Origin of the sequence: Tepidimonas ignava, assembly GCF_004342625.1 — a bacterium.
Classification (GTDB): domain Bacteria; phylum Pseudomonadota; class Gammaproteobacteria; order Burkholderiales; family Burkholderiaceae_C; genus Tepidimonas; species Tepidimonas ignava.
Genome location: NZ_SMAH01000003.1, coordinates 194283 through 212151, shown reverse-complemented (window position 1 = coordinate 212151; position 17869 = coordinate 194283). Strand labels below are relative to the sequence as shown.

23 protein-coding genes are annotated in these 17869 nt (G+C 67.5%); 17 read left to right on the top strand and 6 right to left on the bottom strand.

Features of this window, described 5'->3' with window-relative positions; all coding sequences use genetic code 11:
* Window positions 1-37: 37 nt before the first annotated feature.
* The 6 genes from EDC36_RS03615 to EDC36_RS03590 form a co-directional block, all read right to left on the bottom strand.
* Window positions 38-412, bottom strand: coding sequence for a hypothetical protein (locus EDC36_RS03615; protein WP_132961880.1), 375 nt, complete (start codon window positions 410-412; stop codon window positions 38-40).
* A gap of 9 nt (window positions 413-421) precedes the next feature.
* Window positions 422-802: a hypothetical protein gene (locus tag EDC36_RS03610; protein WP_132961879.1), complete on the bottom strand. Its 381-nt coding sequence runs from the start codon at window positions 800-802 to the stop codon at window positions 422-424.
* 3 nt (window positions 803-805) lie between these two features.
* Window positions 806-1090, bottom strand: a complete 285-nt coding sequence (locus tag EDC36_RS03605; RefSeq protein ID WP_132961878.1) for a hypothetical protein — start codon at window positions 1088-1090, stop codon at window positions 806-808.
* 127 nt (window positions 1091-1217) lie between these two features.
* Window positions 1218-1778: a DUF3489 domain-containing protein gene (locus tag EDC36_RS03600; RefSeq protein WP_132961877.1), complete on the bottom strand. Its 561-nt coding sequence runs from the start codon at window positions 1776-1778 to the stop codon at window positions 1218-1220.
* A 36-nt stretch (window positions 1779-1814) separates the two neighbouring features.
* Window positions 1815-2060 carry a hypothetical protein gene (locus EDC36_RS03595; protein WP_132961876.1) on the bottom strand — a complete coding sequence of 82 codons (246 nt, stop codon included), beginning with the start codon at window positions 2058-2060 and terminating at the stop codon, window positions 1815-1817.
* Between the two features lie 93 nt (window positions 2061-2153).
* Window positions 2154-2420 carry a hypothetical protein gene (locus EDC36_RS03590; protein WP_123770450.1) on the bottom strand — a complete coding sequence of 89 codons (267 nt, stop codon included), beginning with the start codon at window positions 2418-2420 and terminating at the stop codon, window positions 2154-2156.
* A gap of 101 nt (window positions 2421-2521) precedes the next feature.
* On the opposite strand from EDC36_RS03590, the gene EDC36_RS03585 reads away from it, so the two are divergent.
* The 17 genes from EDC36_RS03585 to EDC36_RS03505 are packed head-to-tail and all read left to right on the top strand — an operon-like array spanning window position 2522 to window position 17858.
* Window positions 2522-4384 carry a phage terminase large subunit family protein gene (locus EDC36_RS03585; RefSeq protein ID WP_207895030.1) on the top strand — a complete coding sequence of 621 codons (1863 nt, stop codon included), beginning with the start codon at window positions 2522-2524 and terminating at the stop codon, window positions 4382-4384.
* Window positions 4381-4593 (top strand): phage head-tail joining protein, encoded by a 213-nt coding sequence (locus tag EDC36_RS03580; protein ID WP_132961875.1) that lies wholly within the window; start codon window positions 4381-4383, stop codon window positions 4591-4593. The genes EDC36_RS03585 and EDC36_RS03580 overlap by 4 nt, the downstream gene beginning before the upstream one ends.
* Window positions 4593-6047 (top strand): phage portal protein, encoded by a 1455-nt coding sequence (locus EDC36_RS03575; RefSeq protein WP_132961874.1) that lies wholly within the window; start codon window positions 4593-4595, stop codon window positions 6045-6047. The genes EDC36_RS03580 and EDC36_RS03575 overlap by 1 nt, the downstream gene beginning before the upstream one ends.
* 2 nt (window positions 6048-6049) lie before the next feature.
* The gene (locus EDC36_RS03570) at window positions 6050-7312 is read left to right on the top strand and encodes a S49 family peptidase (protein ID WP_132961873.1); all 1263 of its coding nucleotides are present in this window, start codon (window positions 6050-6052) and stop codon (window positions 7310-7312) included.
* Complete coding sequence (locus EDC36_RS03565; RefSeq protein ID WP_132961872.1) at window positions 7309-7698, top strand: head decoration protein; 390 nt, start codon at window positions 7309-7311, stop codon at window positions 7696-7698. Before EDC36_RS03570 ends, EDC36_RS03565 begins: the two co-directional genes overlap by 4 nt.
* Window positions 7699-7711: 13 nt before the next feature.
* Window positions 7712-8740 carry a major capsid protein gene (locus tag EDC36_RS03560; RefSeq protein ID WP_132961871.1) on the top strand — a complete coding sequence of 343 codons (1029 nt, stop codon included), beginning with the start codon at window positions 7712-7714 and terminating at the stop codon, window positions 8738-8740.
* On the top strand, window positions 8740-9069 hold the full coding sequence (locus tag EDC36_RS03555) for a head-tail joining protein (protein WP_132961870.1): 330 nt from the start codon (window positions 8740-8742) through the stop codon (window positions 9067-9069). The genes EDC36_RS03560 and EDC36_RS03555 overlap by 1 nt, the downstream gene beginning before the upstream one ends.
* Window positions 9066-9617 (top strand): hypothetical protein, encoded by a 552-nt coding sequence (locus EDC36_RS03550; protein WP_132961869.1) that lies wholly within the window; start codon window positions 9066-9068, stop codon window positions 9615-9617. The genes EDC36_RS03555 and EDC36_RS03550 overlap by 4 nt, the downstream gene beginning before the upstream one ends.
* On the top strand, window positions 9614-10090 hold the full coding sequence (locus EDC36_RS03545) for a phage baseplate assembly protein V (protein ID WP_132961868.1): 477 nt from the start codon (window positions 9614-9616) through the stop codon (window positions 10088-10090). The genes EDC36_RS03550 and EDC36_RS03545 overlap by 4 nt, the downstream gene beginning before the upstream one ends.
* A gap of 10 nt (window positions 10091-10100) precedes the next feature.
* Window positions 10101-10385 (top strand): PAAR domain-containing protein, encoded by a 285-nt coding sequence (locus tag EDC36_RS13450; RefSeq protein WP_132961867.1) that lies wholly within the window; start codon window positions 10101-10103, stop codon window positions 10383-10385.
* Window positions 10386-10395: 10 nt separating this feature from the next.
* Window positions 10396-10755, top strand: a complete 360-nt coding sequence (locus EDC36_RS03535; RefSeq protein WP_132961866.1) for a GPW/gp25 family protein — start codon at window positions 10396-10398, stop codon at window positions 10753-10755.
* Window positions 10752-11606: a baseplate assembly protein gene (locus tag EDC36_RS03530; protein ID WP_132961865.1), complete on the top strand. Its 855-nt coding sequence runs from the start codon at window positions 10752-10754 to the stop codon at window positions 11604-11606. The genes EDC36_RS03535 and EDC36_RS03530 overlap by 4 nt, the downstream gene beginning before the upstream one ends.
* Window positions 11607-11617: 11 nt before the next feature.
* Window positions 11618-13177, top strand: a complete 1560-nt coding sequence (locus EDC36_RS03525) for a phage tail protein (RefSeq protein ID WP_165902803.1) — start codon at window positions 11618-11620, stop codon at window positions 13175-13177.
* Between the two features lie 11 nt (window positions 13178-13188).
* Window positions 13189-13881 (top strand): hypothetical protein, encoded by a 693-nt coding sequence (locus EDC36_RS03520; protein ID WP_132961863.1) that lies wholly within the window; start codon window positions 13189-13191, stop codon window positions 13879-13881.
* A 12-nt stretch (window positions 13882-13893) separates the two neighbouring features.
* Window positions 13894-17052 carry a DUF4815 domain-containing protein gene (locus EDC36_RS03515; RefSeq protein ID WP_132961862.1) on the top strand — a complete coding sequence of 1053 codons (3159 nt, stop codon included), beginning with the start codon at window positions 13894-13896 and terminating at the stop codon, window positions 17050-17052.
* 15 nt (window positions 17053-17067) lie between these two features.
* Complete coding sequence (locus EDC36_RS03510) at window positions 17068-17316, top strand: hypothetical protein (RefSeq protein WP_132961861.1); 249 nt, start codon at window positions 17068-17070, stop codon at window positions 17314-17316.
* A gap of 14 nt (window positions 17317-17330) precedes the next feature.
* On the top strand, window positions 17331-17858 hold the full coding sequence (locus EDC36_RS03505) for a hypothetical protein (RefSeq protein ID WP_132961860.1): 528 nt from the start codon (window positions 17331-17333) through the stop codon (window positions 17856-17858).
* Window positions 17859-17869 lie beyond the last annotated feature (11 nt).

The window sequence follows — 17869 nt, the reverse complement described above, 5'->3', positions numbered from 1 at the left end:
TTGCCGCTTGGTGAGGACGGTGGGCATGTCGATCTCCTTACGCGGCTTCGGCTTCGAAGGACTCGTCGGTCACTTCGCAGTGAATCACAAACCCGGTGAGGTAAGGCAGCCCCTTGGGGATGCCGTAGTCCTTGCTAGTCTGGCGGCCAATCGTCCAGCCCATCCAGCGGGTGACCGCCGCGTCGATCGCCTGCCCGATGTCGTTGCCAACCAGCATCTGATTGAGGACGTCGTCGGCGAAGTGGCGCCCGTGGCGGCTGTCGAGGAAGGCGCGCACCGATTCGAGGGGCTGGCCGGTGGCCTCGGAGACTGCGGTCATCGCGATCGGCCAGGCGGCGTCGGCGTGTTCGTTCATCGTGCCGTAAAAGCCCCAGGCGTCGTTCTGGGCGGCGGGGATTTGCTTGGTGGTCATTGTTTTCTCCTACGGATTGGTGGTTGCGATACCCGTATGAACGCGCTGTTCGATGGAGAAGCCAAGCGCTTTTTCAATCGAATCGGGCCAGGGCGTGACCCGGATGGTCGTGGGGTCGTAAATCTGCTCGCGCGCACGGGATAGGGCGGCGAAGGCCTTATTGAGAGCTTCTCTCTCCGTCTTTGCCCGGACGTGGAACACGACGCAGTCGTGATGATCGGTGGTGCGGATCGCATTCACTGACCAACGGCGCGATGGGGCAGCTGGTCTGGTCTTTTGTCGGCCTGTCCCGCCGCACTTGAAGCACACGCCGCCCAGCACGTTGGCGTAATGGGGAAGGCGCCCCTTCCCCTCGCAGCGTGTGCATGGATAGGTTTGGGGCGTCTTCATCGCTTACTCCTGGTTGGCGGCGCGGGCGACTTCGTGCGCGCGGGCCAGTTCTGCTTGCGCCTCCGCGATCAAGTCCAGGCGCAGGTTGGGCAGGATGTTGCTGGCCAGCTCGTTCAGGAGCCAGTTCATCGTTTTTGCTTGGTCGTGAACCGTTTCGGCTCCTTCAAATCGCTCGGCGTAACGGTCGAGCTCGCGCAAGCTGCGCTCCAGGGTGCTGCGTGCCTGGGCGATGGCCTCGCGGGCGTTGCGTTGGGCGGCGTCGATCAGGTAATCGCGTTCGGTTTTCATGGAGGGCTCCTTTCGGTGGGTGGTTGCGACACCCGTATGAACGCGCTGTTCGATCGAGAAGCCAAGCATCAGATCGTTGATTTATACCTTTGGGAAACGGCGCGGCTTTATGCCGCGCCTTTGACGATCACTGAATCCGGTAGATGCGCTCGCCGCCCTCGGGTCTTTCCGAGGTGATGGTGAGTCCGAGTTTCTTCTTGACCGCCCCGGCAAAGGTGCCGCGTACCGTGTGCGCCTGCCAGCCCGTGGCCTCGCAGATCTGCGCAATGGTGGCGCCCTCGGGACGCTGCAGCATCGCGATCACCAGCGCCTGCTTGCTGTGCTCGCGACCGCGCTTCGGCGCGGCATCGGGCTGGTCCTGTTGCCAGCTGGCTTCGGCGGCGGCGACCGCTGCTTCCAGTTCCGGATCGCTGGCCAGCGGCGGCGTGGCAACGCTGGTGGCCACCGTCGGCGGCAGGACATCTTCCGGCTGCGCCTCGCCCTTGATGATGGCGATGGCTGCCGAGGTCAGGCGCCACTGGCCGCCTTGCTGCTCGATCAACCCCCGCTGCGCGAGGCTGGCGATCATCTTGAGCTTGGCGCCGCCCTTGAGGTCGAGCAGCGGCTCGATCAGGCCACCGGCGTCGCAATGCGCGCGGGTGATGAGATCGAGTTGGCGTTCGGTGATGGGGGTGGTTTGTGCAGACATGGTGTTTCTCCTGGTCGTTGGATGGATCGGCGCGAGTCAGTCTTCCCACAGGTGCTCGCCATCGAGGCTGATCCACAGGCGCGCATCGCGCACGGTGGCCATCTCGCGCACCGGCAGGCCGGTTTTGAGGTGGGTGCCGGTCTTGCCGGTGAAGTCGTAACGCTGGCCGTCGTACATCACGGTCGCTGGGCCTTGATCGTTGAACTCGACGCGGATCAGGCGGGTGCCGAGGGCGTTGCCGTTGGTGTCGGTGACCTGGGGTTGGCGGATGCGCAGGGTCATGGTCTGCTCCTTGGTGCGTGGTGATCGGGTGAGGTGATGAACGCGCTGTTCGCGTGAGAAGTCAAGCGTTCTTGCTTGGCTTCGCATTGCTCGTCAGACCTTGCGCAACACCGCGATGCCGGCCTGCGCCAGTTCGAGCGCGGCGGCGTGGAAGGCCATCTCGCCGACCCAGGGCGCAGCCCTTGCGTCGTCAAACAAGCGGTCGATGACCGGCCGGGCCTTGGCGCGCATCGCGGCGCAGGCGGCTTCGAGCTCGTCGCGGCTGGCGGCGGCCACCTCCTTGCGGCAAGTGCGCACCAGCACGGTCAGGGCGGCCTCGGCGAGCTTGGTGGCGAGAAGGTCGGGGATGTGGGGGTTCATCGGGCGTCCTTTCGATCGGGTGGTTCGGGGTGACGTGATGAACGCGCTGTTCGCGTGAGAAGCCAAGCGTTCGGTCCATCTATTTCGCATCGGAGTGGCTTGTGTTCGACACTGCTGAATCGGCGGTCGAATCCGCCTGGAAACGGGGCCTCGCGCCCGACCCCATCCTCACCGTCGATGACTGGGCCAACCGCCACCGGATGCTGTCGTCGGTCGCCTCAGCCGAACCCGGCCGCTGGTCGACGAGTCGCACGCCGTATCTCAAGGAGGTGATGGATGCGCTGTCGGCCACCTCGCGCATCGAGCGTGTTGTGTTCATGGCCGGAGGGCAGGTGGGTAAAACCGAATGCGGACTCAACTGGGTCGGCTACGTCATCCACCACGCCCCGGGGCCGATGTTGCTGGTGCAGCCCACGGTGGAAGGCGCCAAGCGCGTCTCCAAGCAACGGGTGGATGCCCTGATCGAGGCGAGCCCTGAACTCGCCAGCCGGGTGAAAGACCCACGGTCACGCGACTCCGGCAATACCCAACTGATGAAGGAGTTTCCCGGCGGCGTGCTGATCATGACCGGCGCCAACTCGGCGGTGGGCCTGCGATCGATGCCGGTGCGTTACCTGTTTCTCGATGAGGTGGATGGTTATCCGGGCGATGCGGATGGCGAAGGCGATCCAGTGGCGCTCGCCGTGCAGCGGGCCGCCACCTTCGTCAATCGCAAGGTCTATCTGTGCTCAACCCCGACGCTCAAAGGCTTCTCGCGCATCGAGGCGGCCTACCTGGAGTCGGACCAGCGGGTGTTCGAGGTGCCTTGCGATCACTGCGGGGCGCACAGCCAGATCCAATGGCGGGACATCAAGTGGCCGGCCGGCAAGATGGCGGACGCCGCCTGGCACTGCCCGGCCTGCGACGGCATTCATCCCGAGTACCGCAAGCCGGCACTGCTCGCCAATGGCCGCTGGACAGCACGGGCCGAGGGCGATGGTAAGACGGTGGGCTTCCACCTCTCCAGCCTCTATAGCCCGTGGGTTACCTGGGGCGAGATCGCCCAGGAGCACCATGCCGCCAAGGACGATCCGGTGCGGCTCAAGGTCTGGGTCAACACCAAACTGGCCGAGACCTGGGAAGACCGGGAGGGCGAGGCCCTGGATGCCGAAGGATTGATGGCGCGCCGCGAAGACTACGGGCCCGCCGTGCCCGCCGAGGTGGCGCTACTGACCTGCGGCATTGACGTGCAGGACGATCGGCTGGAGTTGGAGGTGGTCGGCTGGGGCCGCGACGAGGAGTCCTGGTCCATCGACTACAAGGTGCTGTGGGGCGACCCATCCGCGCCGCAACTGTGGGACGAGCTGGATGCTTATCTCGGCCAGCGATTCGCGCACGAGACGCTGCCCGATGGGCTGACGATCGAGGCGGCCTGCATCGACACCGGCGGCCATCACACGCTCTCTGCCTACGCCTTCTGCCGCGGCAAGGAGCGGCGGCGCATCTGGGCGATCAAGGGCGGAGCCGGCAAGAAGCCGATCTGGCCCAAGCGCCCGAGCAAAGCCAACAAGGGCCGGGTCAGCTTGTTCACCATCGGGGTGGACGCGGCCAAGGAGGCGATCTATGCGCGGCTGAAGAAGGCCGGGCCCGGCCCAGGCGCGATGCACTTTCCGCTGGATCGGGACGCGGAGTACTTCGAGCAGCTGACGGCAGAGCGTATCCGCACCCGCTACGTCAAGGGTTTCCCGCAGCGCTTCTGGTGGAAGCCGGATGGACGGCGCAACGAGGCGCTGGACTGCCGGGTGTACGCCTATGCCGCGCTGCACGGGCTGCTGTCGATGGGGCTCAACCTGAACCGGCGGGTGGAGGCGCTGCCGAAGGCGTTGGTGGCGCGTCAGGATGCTGGCCGAAGCGTTGCGTCGATTCCATCGCTGCCGACGCCGCGCCGTCGGCGCATGGCGATTTCGTCGGGTTATGTGAGATGACCATAGAAAAGCTTAAGGCACAGCTTGATGCGTTGCGAGCAGCGCGCTACAGCGGGATGCTGACCGTCAAGGCCGGCGACAAGTGGCTGACCTACAAGTCGGACGCCGAGCTGCAGGCGGCGTTGCAGGATTTGGAGCGCGAGATCGCCAACGCCGAAGGCCGCCGCCCGGCGCGGCGTATCCGCGTCTACGCGAGCAAGGGGTTGTGATGGGCGTGTGGCAACAGTGGCGTCAGCGGCTGGGGCGGCAGGTGTTGCGCGTCGGCGCGATGGTCGGCGGCTTCGAGGGCGGCTTGTCGTCGCGCCGCCTGAAGATGTTTCAGGCCAGCCGCGCGCACGTCAACACCCTGATCCAGGCCGCCGGCGCGGACATGACCGCGCGCGCGCGCTACCTGATCCGCAACAACGGCTACGCGGCCAATGCGGTGGAGTCGTGGGCGAGCAATGCCGTTGGCACCGGCATCAAGCCCTCGTCGGGCATTGCCGATGCGGTCCTCAAGGATCGGGTGCAGCAACTGTGGCTGCGCTGGACGGACGAGTCGGATGCTGAATGGCTGACCGACTTCTACGGCCAGCAGCGCCGGGCGGCGCGCGAACTGTTCATCGCCGGCGAGGTGTTCTTCCGCATTCGCCCGCGCCGGCCCGAGGATGGTTTGTCCGTGCCGCTGCAGCTGCAGATGCTGCCATCCGAGATGCTGCCGCTGACCGACAACCGCGTGCTTGACAACGGCCACGTGGTGCGGCAGGGCATCGAGTTCGACCGCATCGGCCGTCGCGTGGCGTATCACTTCCTGCGCCGCCACCCGGGCGACATCACCGATCCAGGCTTGGCCGGCGAGACGGTGCGCGTGCCCGCCGAGATGGTGCTGCACATCATCGATCCGGTGGACGCCGGGCAGCTGCGCGGGGTCTCGCGCTTCGCGCCGGCTTTGGTCAAGCTGTTTTTGCTTGACCAGTACGACGACGCCGAGCTCGACCGCAAGAAGGTCGCGGCGATGTTCGTGGGCTTCGTGCGCCGGCCCGAGCGCGACTTTGACAACAGCGGCGAGCGCGACGCGCAAGACGAGCCGCTGTTGCCGCTGGAGCCGGGGCAGCTGCAAATCCTGGATGAGGGCGAAGACATCACTTTCTCCAACCCGGCCGACGTGGGCGGCAACTACGAGGCATTCCAGTACCGCACCTTGCTGCAGGTGGCGGCGGCCCTCGGGTTGCCCTACGCCAACCTGTCGGCGGACATGCTCAAGGCCAACTACTCCAACACGCGCGCGGCGCTCCTGGAGTTTCGCCGCCGCATCGAGGCCTTCCAGCACTCGGTGCTGGTGTACCAGCTGTGCCGTGCGGTGTGGGCGCGCTGGATGGACACGGCGGTGCTGTCGGGCGCGCTGACGCTGCCGGACTACGAGCGCCGGCGCGCCGAGTATCTGGCGTGCAACTGGCTGCCGCCGCGCTGGGACTGGGTCGATCCCCTGAAGGATATCCGCGCCGAGATCGAGGCCATCGAGGCGGGGCTCAAGTCACGCACGCAGGCGATTGCCGAGCGCGGCTATGACGCCTCGCAGGTCGACGCCGAGATCGCCGCCGATCGGCAGCGCGAGCGCGACCTTGGACTGTGGTTTCAGCGCCGGGCCGCGCCAGTCCCTGTCGATCAACCCGAGTCTGACTGACCATGACCGATCTGCCCCACCTGGCGTCCCGCCTGTACGGGACGCCGCTCCTCATTGCGCGCCCCAAGCTCGATGTGATCCTGGGCGTGATGGCGCGCAAGCTCGCCGGGCAGCCGCTGGCGATGCCAACGCCCGAGTCGGCGCAGCCGAGACCACCCGCGCTGCAAATCGTCGACGGTATCGCCATCGTGCCGGTGCTGGGCACGCTGGTGCGGCGCTCGGCGTACCTGGACGCGGCCAGTGGCCTGATGAGCTACCACGCGATCCAGGCGATGGCCGAAGACGCCTTTGCCGACCCGCAGGTGCGCGCGGTGCTGCTGGAGGTGGACTCCAGCGGCGGCGAGGCGGGCGGCGTCTTTGACTTGGCGCTGCGTCTGCGTGCCTTGTCCAAAGCGTCCGGCAAGCCGCTGTGGGCCATCGCCGACGAGGCAGCGCTCTCAGCAGCCTACGCCATCGCGTCCGCCGCTGAGCAGCTGTGGCTGACCCGCACCGCCGAGGCGGGCTCCATCGGCGTGGTGGCGGTGCACGTGGACCAGTCGGGCGCAGACGCCCAGGCCGGGCTGTCGTACACCCTGCTGCACGCAGGCGAGCACAAGATCGACGGCCACCCGCACGCGCCGCTGCCAGCGTCGGTGGCAGCCGACATCCAGGCCGACCTGGACCGCCTCTACGACCAGTTTGTCGAGCTGGTGGCAGCGCACCGGCGGCTCGATGCGCAGGCGGTGCGCGCCACGCAAGCGCGCATCTACCGCGGTGAGGCGGCCCTACAGGCAGGGTTGGCCGACCGCATCGGCACGCTCGATGACGCGCTGGCGGCGTTGCAGCAGCGTCTGGCGCGGCGCGCGAGCGCCGATCGCTCTGCGCCCCGACTTTCCCACTCTTGCAAGGAGATGACCATGCACGATGACGCCCCCGATGCGCTGGCCGCCGAGGTCAGCGTTGACGCAAACGCTGCGGCCGCGCAGGCGGCCGCGCCCGATACAGCTGCGCTGGCTGCGCAGATCGAGCAGCGATTGCGCGCCGAATTGGCCGAACTGACCGAGATCGCCGCCCAGGCCAAGCGCCTTGGCGTGACGGTCGATCCAGCGCAGGCGCTGACCCAAGGCATCAAGCCCGATGCGCTGCGCCGCACGGTGCTGGAGCAGGCGGCCGCGCGCGATGCGGCAGCCGACATCGTCGCCGTCGCCCCCGCGTCGGCATCGCCCCCATCCGTCGCCGACAGCCCATTGGTCAAGGCGGCCAAAGCTTACGGAGGTAATCAATGAGCACTTTGACATCCAATCCGACGCTGGGCGACGTGCTCAAGCGCGAGTGCGACCCGGACTACACCCGCGAGACCGTCACCGTCAAGGCCGGCAGCGCCTACCCCATCGGCACGGTGCTGGGCCGCATCACCGCCAGCGGCGTCTATGCCCGCTCGCCCGCGGCATCGACCACCGGCCTTGAAGGCGCGGAGATCGCCTGCGCCGTGCTGCTGGAGCCGGTCGCCGAGAGCACGACGGACACCAAGGCCTTGGCCCTGGTGCGCGGCCCAGCCATCGTGGCCGATCAAGCCCTGGTCTTTGATGCGTCGGTGGACACCGATGCGGAGCGCGCCGCCAAGCGCGAGCAGCTGGCTGCCTACGGCATCGTGGTGCGTACAGCCGTTTGAGAGGAGATTTTCCATGACTGTGATCGTCAATCCGTTTGCTGGGAGCGGCTTTACCCTGGCCGAGATGACGGCGGCCATCCAGCAGCTGCCCAATCGCTACGGCCGCGTGGGCGAGCTGGGTTTGTTTGCGCCCGAGCCAATCTCGCAGCGCACCGTGGTCATCGAGTCGGTCGACGGCGAGCTGCGCTTGTTGCCGTCTGTGCAGCCCGGCGCGCCGGCTACTGTGGGCACGAGCGAGCAGCGCACGCTGCGTTCGTTTGTCGTACCGCACATCCCGCACAACGACGTGATTCTTCCGGCGGAAGTGCAAGGCGTGCGCGGCTTTGGCGCGGCAGCCAATGAAGACCCGCTGGTGACCGTGATGACGCGCAAGCTCGCGCGCATGCGCGCCAAGCACGCGCAGACGCTGGAGTACATGCGCGTCAACGCGCTGCTGGGCGTGACCAAGGACGGCGCGGGCCAGACGATCTACGACTGGCACGCCGAGTTCGGGATTGCGCGCGCGCAGTTCGACTTCACCTTTGGCAGCAACGAAGACATCATCACCCGCTGCACCCAGGTGGCGCGCCACATCGAAGAGCATCTCAAAGGCGAGACCATGAGCGGCATCCATGCGCTGGTCAGCCCCGAGTTTTTCGATGCATTGGTCAAGCACAAGAGCGTCAAGGATGCCTACGCCTTCCACCAGGGCACGGCCGGCGCCAACCCGCTCAGAGACGATGTGCGCCGGGGCTTTCGCTTTGGCTCCATCGTCTTCGAGGAGTACTTCGGCACCGTGACGCTGGCCAACGGCACGACCGAGCGCCTGATCCCGGCGCGCGAGGGCGTGGCCTTCCCGCTGGGCACGCTGGACACCTTCCGCACCTACTTCGCGCCGGCCAACCTGATGGAAGCCGTGGGCACCTACGGTCAGGAGCTCTACGCGTACCAGGTGCCGCGGCAGGACGGCAGCGGCATCGACATCTACACCCAGTCCAACCCGCTGCCGATCGTCAAGCGCCCGGCCTTGACCGTGCGGCTCTTCTCCAGCAACGGATGGTGATGACGCCGTTTGCGCGCGCTCAGCGGCTGGTCGCCGACGCCGTGCGGTCGACATTTGCCGAGCCGGTGCTGCTGCACCGCGAAACTGGCGATCCGCAGCCGCTGCGCGGCATCTTCAGCGCCGCGCACGAGGCGGTGGATGTCAGCAGCGGGCAGCCGGTGTCGATGGTGCAGCCGCTGCTGGAGGTCTGGCAGGACGACTGCACGCCGCCGCCGGTCGAGGGCGATGCGGTGACGGTGCGCGGGCAGCGCTATCTGATCGTCGATGTGCGCCCGGACGGGTACGGCTTTTTGCGGCTGCTGCTGCATCTTGACGGGGCGTCGCCGTGAGCAAGCCACCACGCACTGTGATCCGCGAAGCGGTGGCGCAGCGCCTGGCAGCGCATTTGCCGGCGGTCGATGCGCGCATCACGCCGCAGCGCATCCACGTGCATCGCGCCACGCCGCTGGCATCTGGCCGCTTGCCGGCGATCCTCATCTACGCGCAGCAGGAGCGCATCGAAGAGCAGCCGCACGCTGATCCGGGCTTGCGCTACCGCAAGCTGGACTTGGCGGTCGACATCGTCGCCGGTGGCGCGACCGCTGCCGACGATGCGGACGCGCTGGCGCAGGCGGTCGAAGCGATCCTCGATCAGGACGAGACGCTGGGCCGCCTGGTCGAAGGCACGCGGCTGTTGCGCATCGAGATCGACCAAGACGGCGAAGGCGAAACACCGGTGCTGGCGGCGCGCCTGACCTTTGAGGTCAGCTACTGGACCAAACCCATCGAAGAAAAAGGCCGCCTGCCGCTGCACGTGCTCTACAGCTGGGTGCCCAAGATCGGCATCCCGTATGAGCCGGACTATGTGCCGCTGACCGATCCGCCGCCGAAGCCATGAGCGAACGCCATCTGCATTACGACCTCACCGAAGACGAGCGACGGCTGAGCAATGTCGTGCTTATCGGGCAGGTGGCCGAGCTCGATGCGACGCGCGCGCGGGTGCGGGTGCGCGCCGGGCCGATCCTGACCGGCTGGCTGCCGTTTGCCACGGTGCGCGCGGGGCCTGACCGCACCTGGCACGCGCCCGAGCCTGGCGAGCAGGTGGTGCTGGTTGCGCCCGGCGGCGATCTCAACCAGGCGGTGGTGGTGGGGTCGATCTACCGCGACGCCTACCCGCCGCCGGCCAACAGCCCCGACATCAGCTGCACGGTGTGGGACGACGGCGCATTCGTGCGGTACGACCGCCGTCAGCACCACTGGCACCTGTCGGTGCCATTCGACGGGCGCATCGTCATCGAGGTCGGCCCCAGCAAGATCGAGATGGATGACGCTGGCATCCGCATCACCGCGCCGCGCATCGATCTGAACTAAAGCAATCCTCATGCCAGCAGTAACCCGTCTGGGTGATTTGTGTACTGGCCACGGCTGTTTCCCCGCGCGCCCGAGTACATCCGCTGCCGCCTCGGTGTTCGTCAATGGCATCGCGGTGCATCGGATGGGGGATGCCTGGGGGACTCACTGCTGTGGTCGCGCCTGTCACGCCAGCGTGCTGGCGAAGGGCAGTTCCAGCGTGTTTGCAGAGGGGCAGGCCGTCGGGCGCATCGGCGATCCGGTGGCCTGTGGTTCGAGCGTGGCCGAAGGGTCACCCAATGTCTATGCAGGGTAATCAGCGAGCGATGCTCGGAATCAACGCCCAAACCGGCCAAGCCTTGTCTGACCTAGACCACCTACGTCAAAGCATCCGCGACATCCTGACCACCCGCATCGGCACGCGCGTGATGCGCCGTGACTACGGCTCGCGCATCCCAGACCTGATCGACCGCCCGATCACGCCGCGGCTGGCCGTGGAGCTGTATGCGGCGGTGGCGGAGGCGCTGGCGCGCTGGGAGCCGCGCTTTCGGCTGACGCGCGTGCGCATGACGGATGCGCGCGCAGGGTGGGTCGAGCTCACGCTGGAGGGCGAAGTGCGGCTGCAGGGCTTCGCCGACCGCCTGGTCACCTTGTCTGGCATCGGCATCGCAGGAGATCGGTCGTGAGCGCGTATCCCGTCACTGTCGCCGACTTGGCGAGCCTGCCGCCGCCGCAGTCCATCGAGGAGCTGAGCTTTGAGCGCATCTTCGCCGAGATGCTGCAGGACTTCCGGGTGCGCTATCCGCAGTACAGCGCGCTGCTGGCCTCCGACCCGGCGATCAAGCTGGTCGAGGTGGCCGCCTACCGCGAGCTGCTGCTGCGCGCGCGCATCAATGACGCGGCACGCGCCAGCCTGCTGGCATTTGCCGATGGTGCCGACCTCGACCACCTGGCGGCCTTCTATGGCGTGACGCGCCTGGCGGGCGAGGGCGACGATGCCCTGCGCCGGCGCGTGCGCGAGCGCATCATGGGCTGGTCGAGCGCCGGCGGCGCGGCGCATTACCGCTACTGGGCTCTGTCGGCATCGCCGGAGGTGGCTGACGTTGCGGTCGACAGCCCGGGCCCCGGTCGAGTGCGCATCAGCGTGCTGCCTGCGGGTCATGGCGACGCCGTGCCCGAGGCGCTGCTGCAAGCGGTGCGGGATGTGGTGCTGCGCGACGATGTGCGCGTGCTCACCGACACCGTGGAGGTCGTGCCGGTGGAGTTGATCCCGGTGACGGTGCGCGCGCGCATCTGGCTGTATCCGGATACGCCATCGTCTGTGTTTGATGCGTTGAGGCCCAGCCTGCGCCGCGCCATGGCGCAAGCGGCGGGGCTGGGCTGGGATTTGACGCGCTCATGGCTGATCGCGCATCTGCATCAGCCTGGGGTGCACAAAGTCGAGCTCATCGAGCCCGCCAGCGATGTGCGGGTCAGCAGCACGCAAGCGGTGCGACTGATCAGCGATGAGCTGATCTTCGCCGGCCGCGACCGATAGAGGAGGCGAGCGTGTCTGATCATCTGCTGCCGCCTAACGCGTCGCCGCTGGAGCGCGCGCTGTCGCTGTCCACCGACACGCTCACGCGCCTGGCTGAGCCGACAGAGGCGCTGCGCACCTTCAAAGTCAACCCAGCTGATCCGCTGCTGCCGTGGCTGATCTGGGAGTATGGGCTAGGCGAGCTGTTGCCCTACCTGCCCGAGCCGCGCCGCGCCATCGCCGAGGGCATCCGCTGGCAGCGGATACGCGGCACGCCGGCGGCGCTTGCCATCGCGCTGTCGTGGGTGGGCCTGAGCGTGCAGGTGGAGCAAGAGACCCCCGGCCTGCACTTTGCCGAGTTCATGGTCGACTCCGGGCGCGTGCTCGCCGACGACGAGACGATCGCCAACCTGGTCGCCATCTCCCGCCTGTCGGCCCCGGCGCGCAGTCGGCTCTCGCGCATCTACCACGGCTGGGACCTGCGCCGCCTGGTGTTGGGCGACAGTCGGCTGGGCGATGCGCTGCTGTCGGATCACAGCGGGGTGTTTTGGCGCGACGGGCAGACCAAGTTGTCGTTTGGTCGGGTGCACCCGCTGGCGCAGGACTGGCCCGCAGCGACGCTTGCGGCCGTGTATGCGCCCGCGCGGTTTGCGGCGGCGCGCTTGATCGACCGCTATCTGCTCGACTACGCGCGACTGGGCGACCCAGGGCATACGCCAAATGAAGAGATTCTGCACTCGCACCTCTTCACCGTAGTCAATGCGCGCGGGGTGAGGGTGGCGCAGACGCTGCTGCCGGAGCGCAAGTTCTGCCGGGCCATGGTGGTGCCATCCGACAGCACCCCGCTGGGCGACACCAACGCCTGCCTGCCGCGGTTTTGGGTGCGTGAAGAGGGCGGGCCCATCGTGTTGGGCAACAACGCGCTGTCGGATACGCCGCATCGGCTCATCCGTGTGCCGATCTTGGAGCGGTTCGACGCCGTGCACGGCGATGCTGCGCTCGGCAGTGCGCCCAGTTGGTCGGCATCGCGCGACGCGACGCGGACGCGCACGGCTGAAACACGCGATGGAATGCTGGGCTGGCTGCGGCTGGGCGAGGCGCGGCGGGCCTTTGACGTCTTGGCGCTGGCGCGCACCGTGACGCTGGCCAACGCTCCGCTGCCAGACCCGGCCCCGTGGCGCGCGCGCGTCTTCCAGCGCGCCTTGATCGTCCTGTCCGACAGCACGCCGCTGGGCGATGCGCAGGCGCGCACGCCGCGCCGCGGCCTGTGGCGGGTGCGCGATCTGCCTCGGCTGGGCGCGATGACGCTGGGTGACGGCCCCGAGGTCGTCTGGCGGCCCATCGATGCCGTCGTGCCGCGCTCGCACGCCGTCACGGCGGCGTCAAGTTTGCTGGTGGCGTCTGCCCCATCGCTGCGCCGTCGCCACAGCCGTCGCGCCATAGCGCCGTCTGTCGCCGGTGCAGCCAGCCGTGAGGCGCTCGCGCGCGCGGCAGCCGCCTGGCGCGGGCAGACCTGGACCGACGCGCCTTGGCCGGCGGGAAGCTGGCTTGATGTGCGCGAGCTCATTCAGACCCACCACTTCACATCGTAAGGAGTTGATTTATGGCCATTCTCACCACCAGCGGCCGCGCCGCGCTGGCCGCTGCGATCAAGCAGCAGCCGATGCACCTGGCCATCGGCGAGGGCGATCCGGTGTGGGATACCACGCGGGCCGTGAGCACCGCGTTTGACGCCGGCAATCTCATCGCGCTGGGCTTTACCCACATCGATGAGGTGATCGTGACCTCGCTCGATGAGACCATCACCTACACGCGCGACGTGGACTACAGCGTCGATGCCCAGGCTGGCGTGATTACGCGCTTGTCCGGCGGCAGCATCCCCAATCGGGGCAAGGTGACGGTGCGCTTCAAGGTCGGCCGCCCGCCCGAGCCCATTGATCAGACCGCGCTGCTGCGCGAAGTCGGCCGCCGGGTGGTGGACGAGGTGCACTTCGTCGCTGCCGACCCCAATGGCGAGATCGTCGTGCCCACCGGGCGCTATCGGCTGTCCACGACCCCCACCAATCACCTCTTCATCCGCGTGCGCTTCGACTTCGAAGACGCCGCCACCAGCACCATCCGCGAGCAGGGCCTTTTCGTTGGCACGCAGACCGATCCCAGCCTGCCGCCCGGACAAAAGTATTTCGTGCCGAGCCAAGTTGTTAAGCCCGGCATCCTGCTGCTGCTGCAGAACTCGGTGCCGATCGTGCGCCAGCCATCCACGCGCGAGACCTTCGAATTCGTCGTCACCTTCTGATGAGGCCACCCCATGCTTGAGCGTTACTACAACCTGTTCGACCCGTCCAAGCGCTACGCCGAGCTGCTGTTTCGCGCTGGCGACGGCCTGCAATCGCGCGAACTCAATGAGCTGCAGACGACGATCAACCATCGCCTGAAAGGCGTGGCTGACGCCTTGCTCAAGGACGGCAACATCGTCTCGGGCGGCGAGATCGTCATCGACGCCGGCGCCGGGCGCGCGCTTCTGGCCGCAGCGCGCATCTACATCAAGGGCGCGGTGCATGAGGTGCCGGCGGCCGAGTTCGCTATCCCCACGACCGGCGAGGTGACGCTGGGCGTGCGTCTGAAAGAGACCGTCATCACCGAGCTGGAAGACCCGAGTCTGCGCGAGCCCGCGGTGGGCGTGCGCAACTACCAAGAACCCGGCGCTGGCCGCTTGAAGGTCGAGGCCCTGTGGGGATGGGCAGGCGCTGGCGGGGCGGACGCCAATTCTGGCCTGCCGTTCTACCCGGTGGCTTCGGTCATTGATGGCGTGCTGCAAAGCCGCGAGCGCCCGCCGGCCTTCGACGGCGTCAAGCAGATGTTGGCTCGCTACGACTACGACGCCAACGGCCACTACCTGGTCTCCGGCTTGGGCGTGCGTTACCTGGGGCGGCGCAGCGAAGACGGCAAGCTGACCTTTGCGCTGGCCGCCGGCGTGTGCAACGTCGCGGGCTTCAAGGTCGAAAAGCCATACGACGACCGTCTGGCGCTGGATTTCGACCCAGACATCCAGCGGGTGCTCGCCGAGCCGACCGTGTTTGCGCCGAATGCCCAAGGCCGCATGCGCATCAACGTCAACCGCGCGCCGCTAGCGCAGGTCGTGCGCGTGCAGGGCACGCGGCGCAAGACGGCCACCATCACCCACGGGGTGTTTTCTGGGGCGGCGGACACCCTGCCCGATGCGGCGGTGGTGCAGGTGCTCTCTGTCAAGCAGGGCAGCACGACCTACCAGGTCGGGCAGGACTACACGGTGGCCGGCAACGTCATCAACTGGGCACCTGCGGGCGCTGAGCCTGCGCCAGGGTCGGCCTATGAGGTCACCTACGACTACATCGCGCAAGTGACCGCGACCAATATCGACGAGGACGGCTTTACCGTCGAGGGGTTCGTCGCTGGCACCTTGGTGCAGGTGGACTACGACTGGATGCTGCCGCGCATGGATGCGCTCGTCATCAACCGCGACGGCCTGGTGCAGCGCATCAAGGGGGTGGCGGTCGAGCGCAACCCCAACCCGCCAGCGGTGCCGGCTGATCTGCTGCGCCTGTGCGACCTGCACTTGACCTGGCGAGCCGCGCAGCCTGTGCGCGTCATCGACAGCGCGGTGCGCGCGGTGCCGACATACGAGCTGCAGGCGATGCGCGATGACATCGCGCGGCTGTACGGCATGATCGCGCGCGACCGCTTGACGCAGGACATCACGCTGCGCGAGCCGGCGGCCAAGGCCGGCGTCTTTGCCGACCCCTTCCGCAACGACGGCCTGCGCGACGCCGGCATAGCGCAATCGGCGGTGATCGTGGACGGTGCGTTGCGCGCGCCGATAGCGGCTACCGTACTCGGGCCGTATCTGACGCAGCCGCAGATGCTGCCCTTTGGCCTCGCCACGGCGCTGGAGCAGACCGCGCGCACCGGCAGCATGAAGGTCAACCCCTACCAGGCCGTGCTGCCCGCGCCGGCCACGGTCACGCTCAACCCGGCGCGCGACTTCTGGACGGAGTTTCAGAATTCGCAGGCGGCGGCGATCACAGAGACCATCGTGCGCGGCAGTGGCCTTTTGTCGCGCACGACGGTGTCGCGCAGCACCGAGGTCGTCTCGCGCATCGAGACCGCCATCCCGACCCTGCGACCGATTGCAGTGGCTGTACGCGCCGTGGGCTTTGGGCCAAACGAGGCGGTGTCGGCGATGCGCTTTGACGGCGTAGCACTGTCGGTGCCCACGGGTCTGAAGGCCAACGCCCAGGGGGTGGTGGAGACGAGCTTTACCATCCCCACCGGCATCGCGGCAGGCGTCAAGCGCTTCGAGATCGACGGCGCTGGCGGCAGTCATGGCGAGGCCCTCTTCGAGGGGCGCGGCACGCTGGTGTCGCAGACGACCCGCGAGCGCGTCACTACCACCATCTGGTGGTATGACCCGCTGGCGCAGACCTTCACATTGCCTGAGTCCAAGCAGGTCGCGGCGGTCGACCTGTGGTTTACCGTGCGCGGCAATCGCCCAGTGACGGTGCAAATCCGTGAGACGGTCGCCGGATTCCCAACCCGCACCGTGCTGGCCGAAGGGCGCATCGATGCATCTGCAATCCAGACCACTGGCCCGACGCGCATCGCCTTTGACCTGCCGGTGTGGCTGCAGGCGGGCGTCGAGTATGTGCTGGTGGTGCTGACCGACGATGCGGACACGTCGGTCGCCATCGCTGAGCTGGGCAAATGGGACGCGGCAGGCGGCCGCTGGGTCACCAGCCAGCCTTACCAGGTCGGCGTGCTGCTGTCCTCGAGCAACGCTTCGACCTGGACGGCGCACCAAGACAAAGACTTGGCCTTCCGCCTGCTGTCGGTCTCGACCAGCGCCGCGACGCGCTCGGTCACCGTGGCGCAGAATGTGTCGGTAGCCAATGCGACCGACCTGCTGGCGCTTGGCGCATTGGATCTACCCAAGAGCGGGTGCAGCGCGCGTGTCCGCTTGACGCTGGACGACGGGCGGGTGCTGTCGACCGTGCTGGGCGGCACGGTGTCGCTGCAAGCGCCCTACAGCGGCAAGGTGCAGGTGGCGGTGGATCTGACGGGCCTGCCGGATGCCACCCCGATCCTGGCCCCTGGTGTGCAGCTGGTGGTGGGCACGCTCGCTCAGACCGCCGACTATGTCAGCCGCGCGATACCAGCCAAGCCGAGCTTTACCGCGCGCGTCATCGCCGAGGTGTTCGCCCCCGGCACCGCCAGCGTGACCGCCAAAGCTGAGAGCGGGTCGGCAGGTAGCTATGCGACGCTGCCGGCGGTCAATGCCGCGCCAGTGGGCGACGGCTGGGTCGAGATCGAGTGGCGTGCGAGCAGCCTGCAAGGTGTGGGGGCAGACAAGACGACGCGCGTGAGGCTGGAGATCAGCAACAGCGCCGCGCACCGCGCGCTGGTGCGCAATCTGCGCGCGGTCATCGTCTGAATCAGGAGGTAGGCCATGCCAGCAGAGACGACGGCGCGCGGCTATCCCCTGCCGCATCCCACCAACCGGCTATCGGATGACGTACATCGGCTGCGCGAGGCGATCTCCCGCATCGATGCGGACATCACCGCTGCGCAGCAGCGGCATACGGACACAAGCGCCTTTTTGACGGGTGCGCTCGACGGCCTGGCCGCCGAGCAGGCGGCCGCCGAGGACTATGTGCATCGGCTGCGTCTGCGCGCCCTGCACGGGTATGACTTTTGAGCGAGGAGCCCCACATGGCACGTGATCCCCTGTTGCGCGACGCAGTGCGCGCCATCAAGACCAAGATCGGCGTGGCGGCCGAGACCGCCACCCCGGAGGAGCTGGCCTATCTCGGCACGGCGATCGACCGCATTGGCGGGCGCGCGACGGTGCTCGAAGTCGAGGAGATGGGCGACATCAAAATCGCCGAGATCACCGAGCACGCTGCATCGGTCGAGTCGCAGACGATTGCCAGCATCACCGCGACCAAGAATGCAGCCGAGGCGTCGGTGACCGCGACCAAGGAGGCGGCGGAGGCCTACATCGTGGCGGCGCGCAATGCGGCGCAGACCGCGATCGACACCACCAGGGTCAGCGCCGTCAACACGGTCAATGCCGCGCGCGATGCGGCGGTCAATACCGCCAACGCCAACCGCGACGCCGTCATCGCCGAGGTCAATGCCTTCAAGGCGGCGGCATTGGCCGACGTGGCGGCCGCCGCTGGCAGCGTGACGCAGCAGTTTGTCTTTGGTGCGCGGGCGTTCTTCTACGCGCAGATGTAACCACCTGAAGG

Bases quoted from the DNA above. Each gene is read 5' to 3' on its own strand.
- EDC36_RS03610 (WP_132961879.1), bottom strand. From the start codon at position 802: ATGAAGACGCCCCAAACCTATCCATGCACACGCTGCGAGGGGAAGGGG.
- EDC36_RS03595 (WP_132961876.1), bottom strand. From the start codon at position 2,060: ATGACCCTGCGCATCCGCCAACCCCAGGTCACCGACACCAACGGCAAC.
- EDC36_RS03565 (WP_132961872.1), top strand. From the start codon at position 7,309: ATGAGCACTTTGACATCCAATCCGACGCTGGGCGACGTGCTCAAGCGC.
- EDC36_RS13450 (WP_132961867.1), top strand. From the start codon at position 10,101: ATGCCAGCAGTAACCCGTCTGGGTGATTTGTGTACTGGCCACGGCTGT.
- EDC36_RS03535 (WP_132961866.1), top strand. From the start codon at position 10,396: ATGCTCGGAATCAACGCCCAAACCGGCCAAGCCTTGTCTGACCTAGAC.
- EDC36_RS03555 (WP_132961870.1), top strand. From the start codon at position 8,740: ATGACGCCGTTTGCGCGCGCTCAGCGGCTGGTCGCCGACGCCGTGCGG.
- EDC36_RS03600 (WP_132961877.1), bottom strand. From the start codon at position 1,778: ATGTCTGCACAAACCACCCCCATCACCGAACGCCAACTCGATCTCATC.
- EDC36_RS03545 (WP_132961868.1), top strand. From the start codon at position 9,614: ATGAGCGAACGCCATCTGCATTACGACCTCACCGAAGACGAGCGACGG.
- EDC36_RS03560 (WP_132961871.1), top strand. From the start codon at position 7,712: ATGACTGTGATCGTCAATCCGTTTGCTGGGAGCGGCTTTACCCTGGCC.
- EDC36_RS03580 (WP_132961875.1), top strand. From the start codon at position 4,381: ATGACCATAGAAAAGCTTAAGGCACAGCTTGATGCGTTGCGAGCAGCG.
- EDC36_RS03515 (WP_132961862.1), top strand. From the start codon at position 13,894: ATGCTTGAGCGTTACTACAACCTGTTCGACCCGTCCAAGCGCTACGCC.
- EDC36_RS03505 (WP_132961860.1), top strand. From the start codon at position 17,331: ATGGCACGTGATCCCCTGTTGCGCGACGCAGTGCGCGCCATCAAGACC.
- EDC36_RS03510 (WP_132961861.1), top strand. From the start codon at position 17,068: ATGCCAGCAGAGACGACGGCGCGCGGCTATCCCCTGCCGCATCCCACC.
- EDC36_RS03615 (WP_132961880.1), bottom strand. From the start codon at position 412: ATGACCACCAAGCAAATCCCCGCCGCCCAGAACGACGCCTGGGGCTTT.
- EDC36_RS03520 (WP_132961863.1), top strand. From the start codon at position 13,189: ATGGCCATTCTCACCACCAGCGGCCGCGCCGCGCTGGCCGCTGCGATC.
- EDC36_RS03575 (WP_132961874.1), top strand. From the start codon at position 4,593: ATGGGCGTGTGGCAACAGTGGCGTCAGCGGCTGGGGCGGCAGGTGTTG.
- EDC36_RS03605 (WP_132961878.1), bottom strand. From the start codon at position 1,090: ATGAAAACCGAACGCGATTACCTGATCGACGCCGCCCAACGCAACGCC.
- EDC36_RS03590 (WP_123770450.1), bottom strand. From the start codon at position 2,420: ATGAACCCCCACATCCCCGACCTTCTCGCCACCAAGCTCGCCGAGGCC.
- EDC36_RS03570 (WP_132961873.1), top strand. From the start codon at position 6,050: ATGACCGATCTGCCCCACCTGGCGTCCCGCCTGTACGGGACGCCGCTC.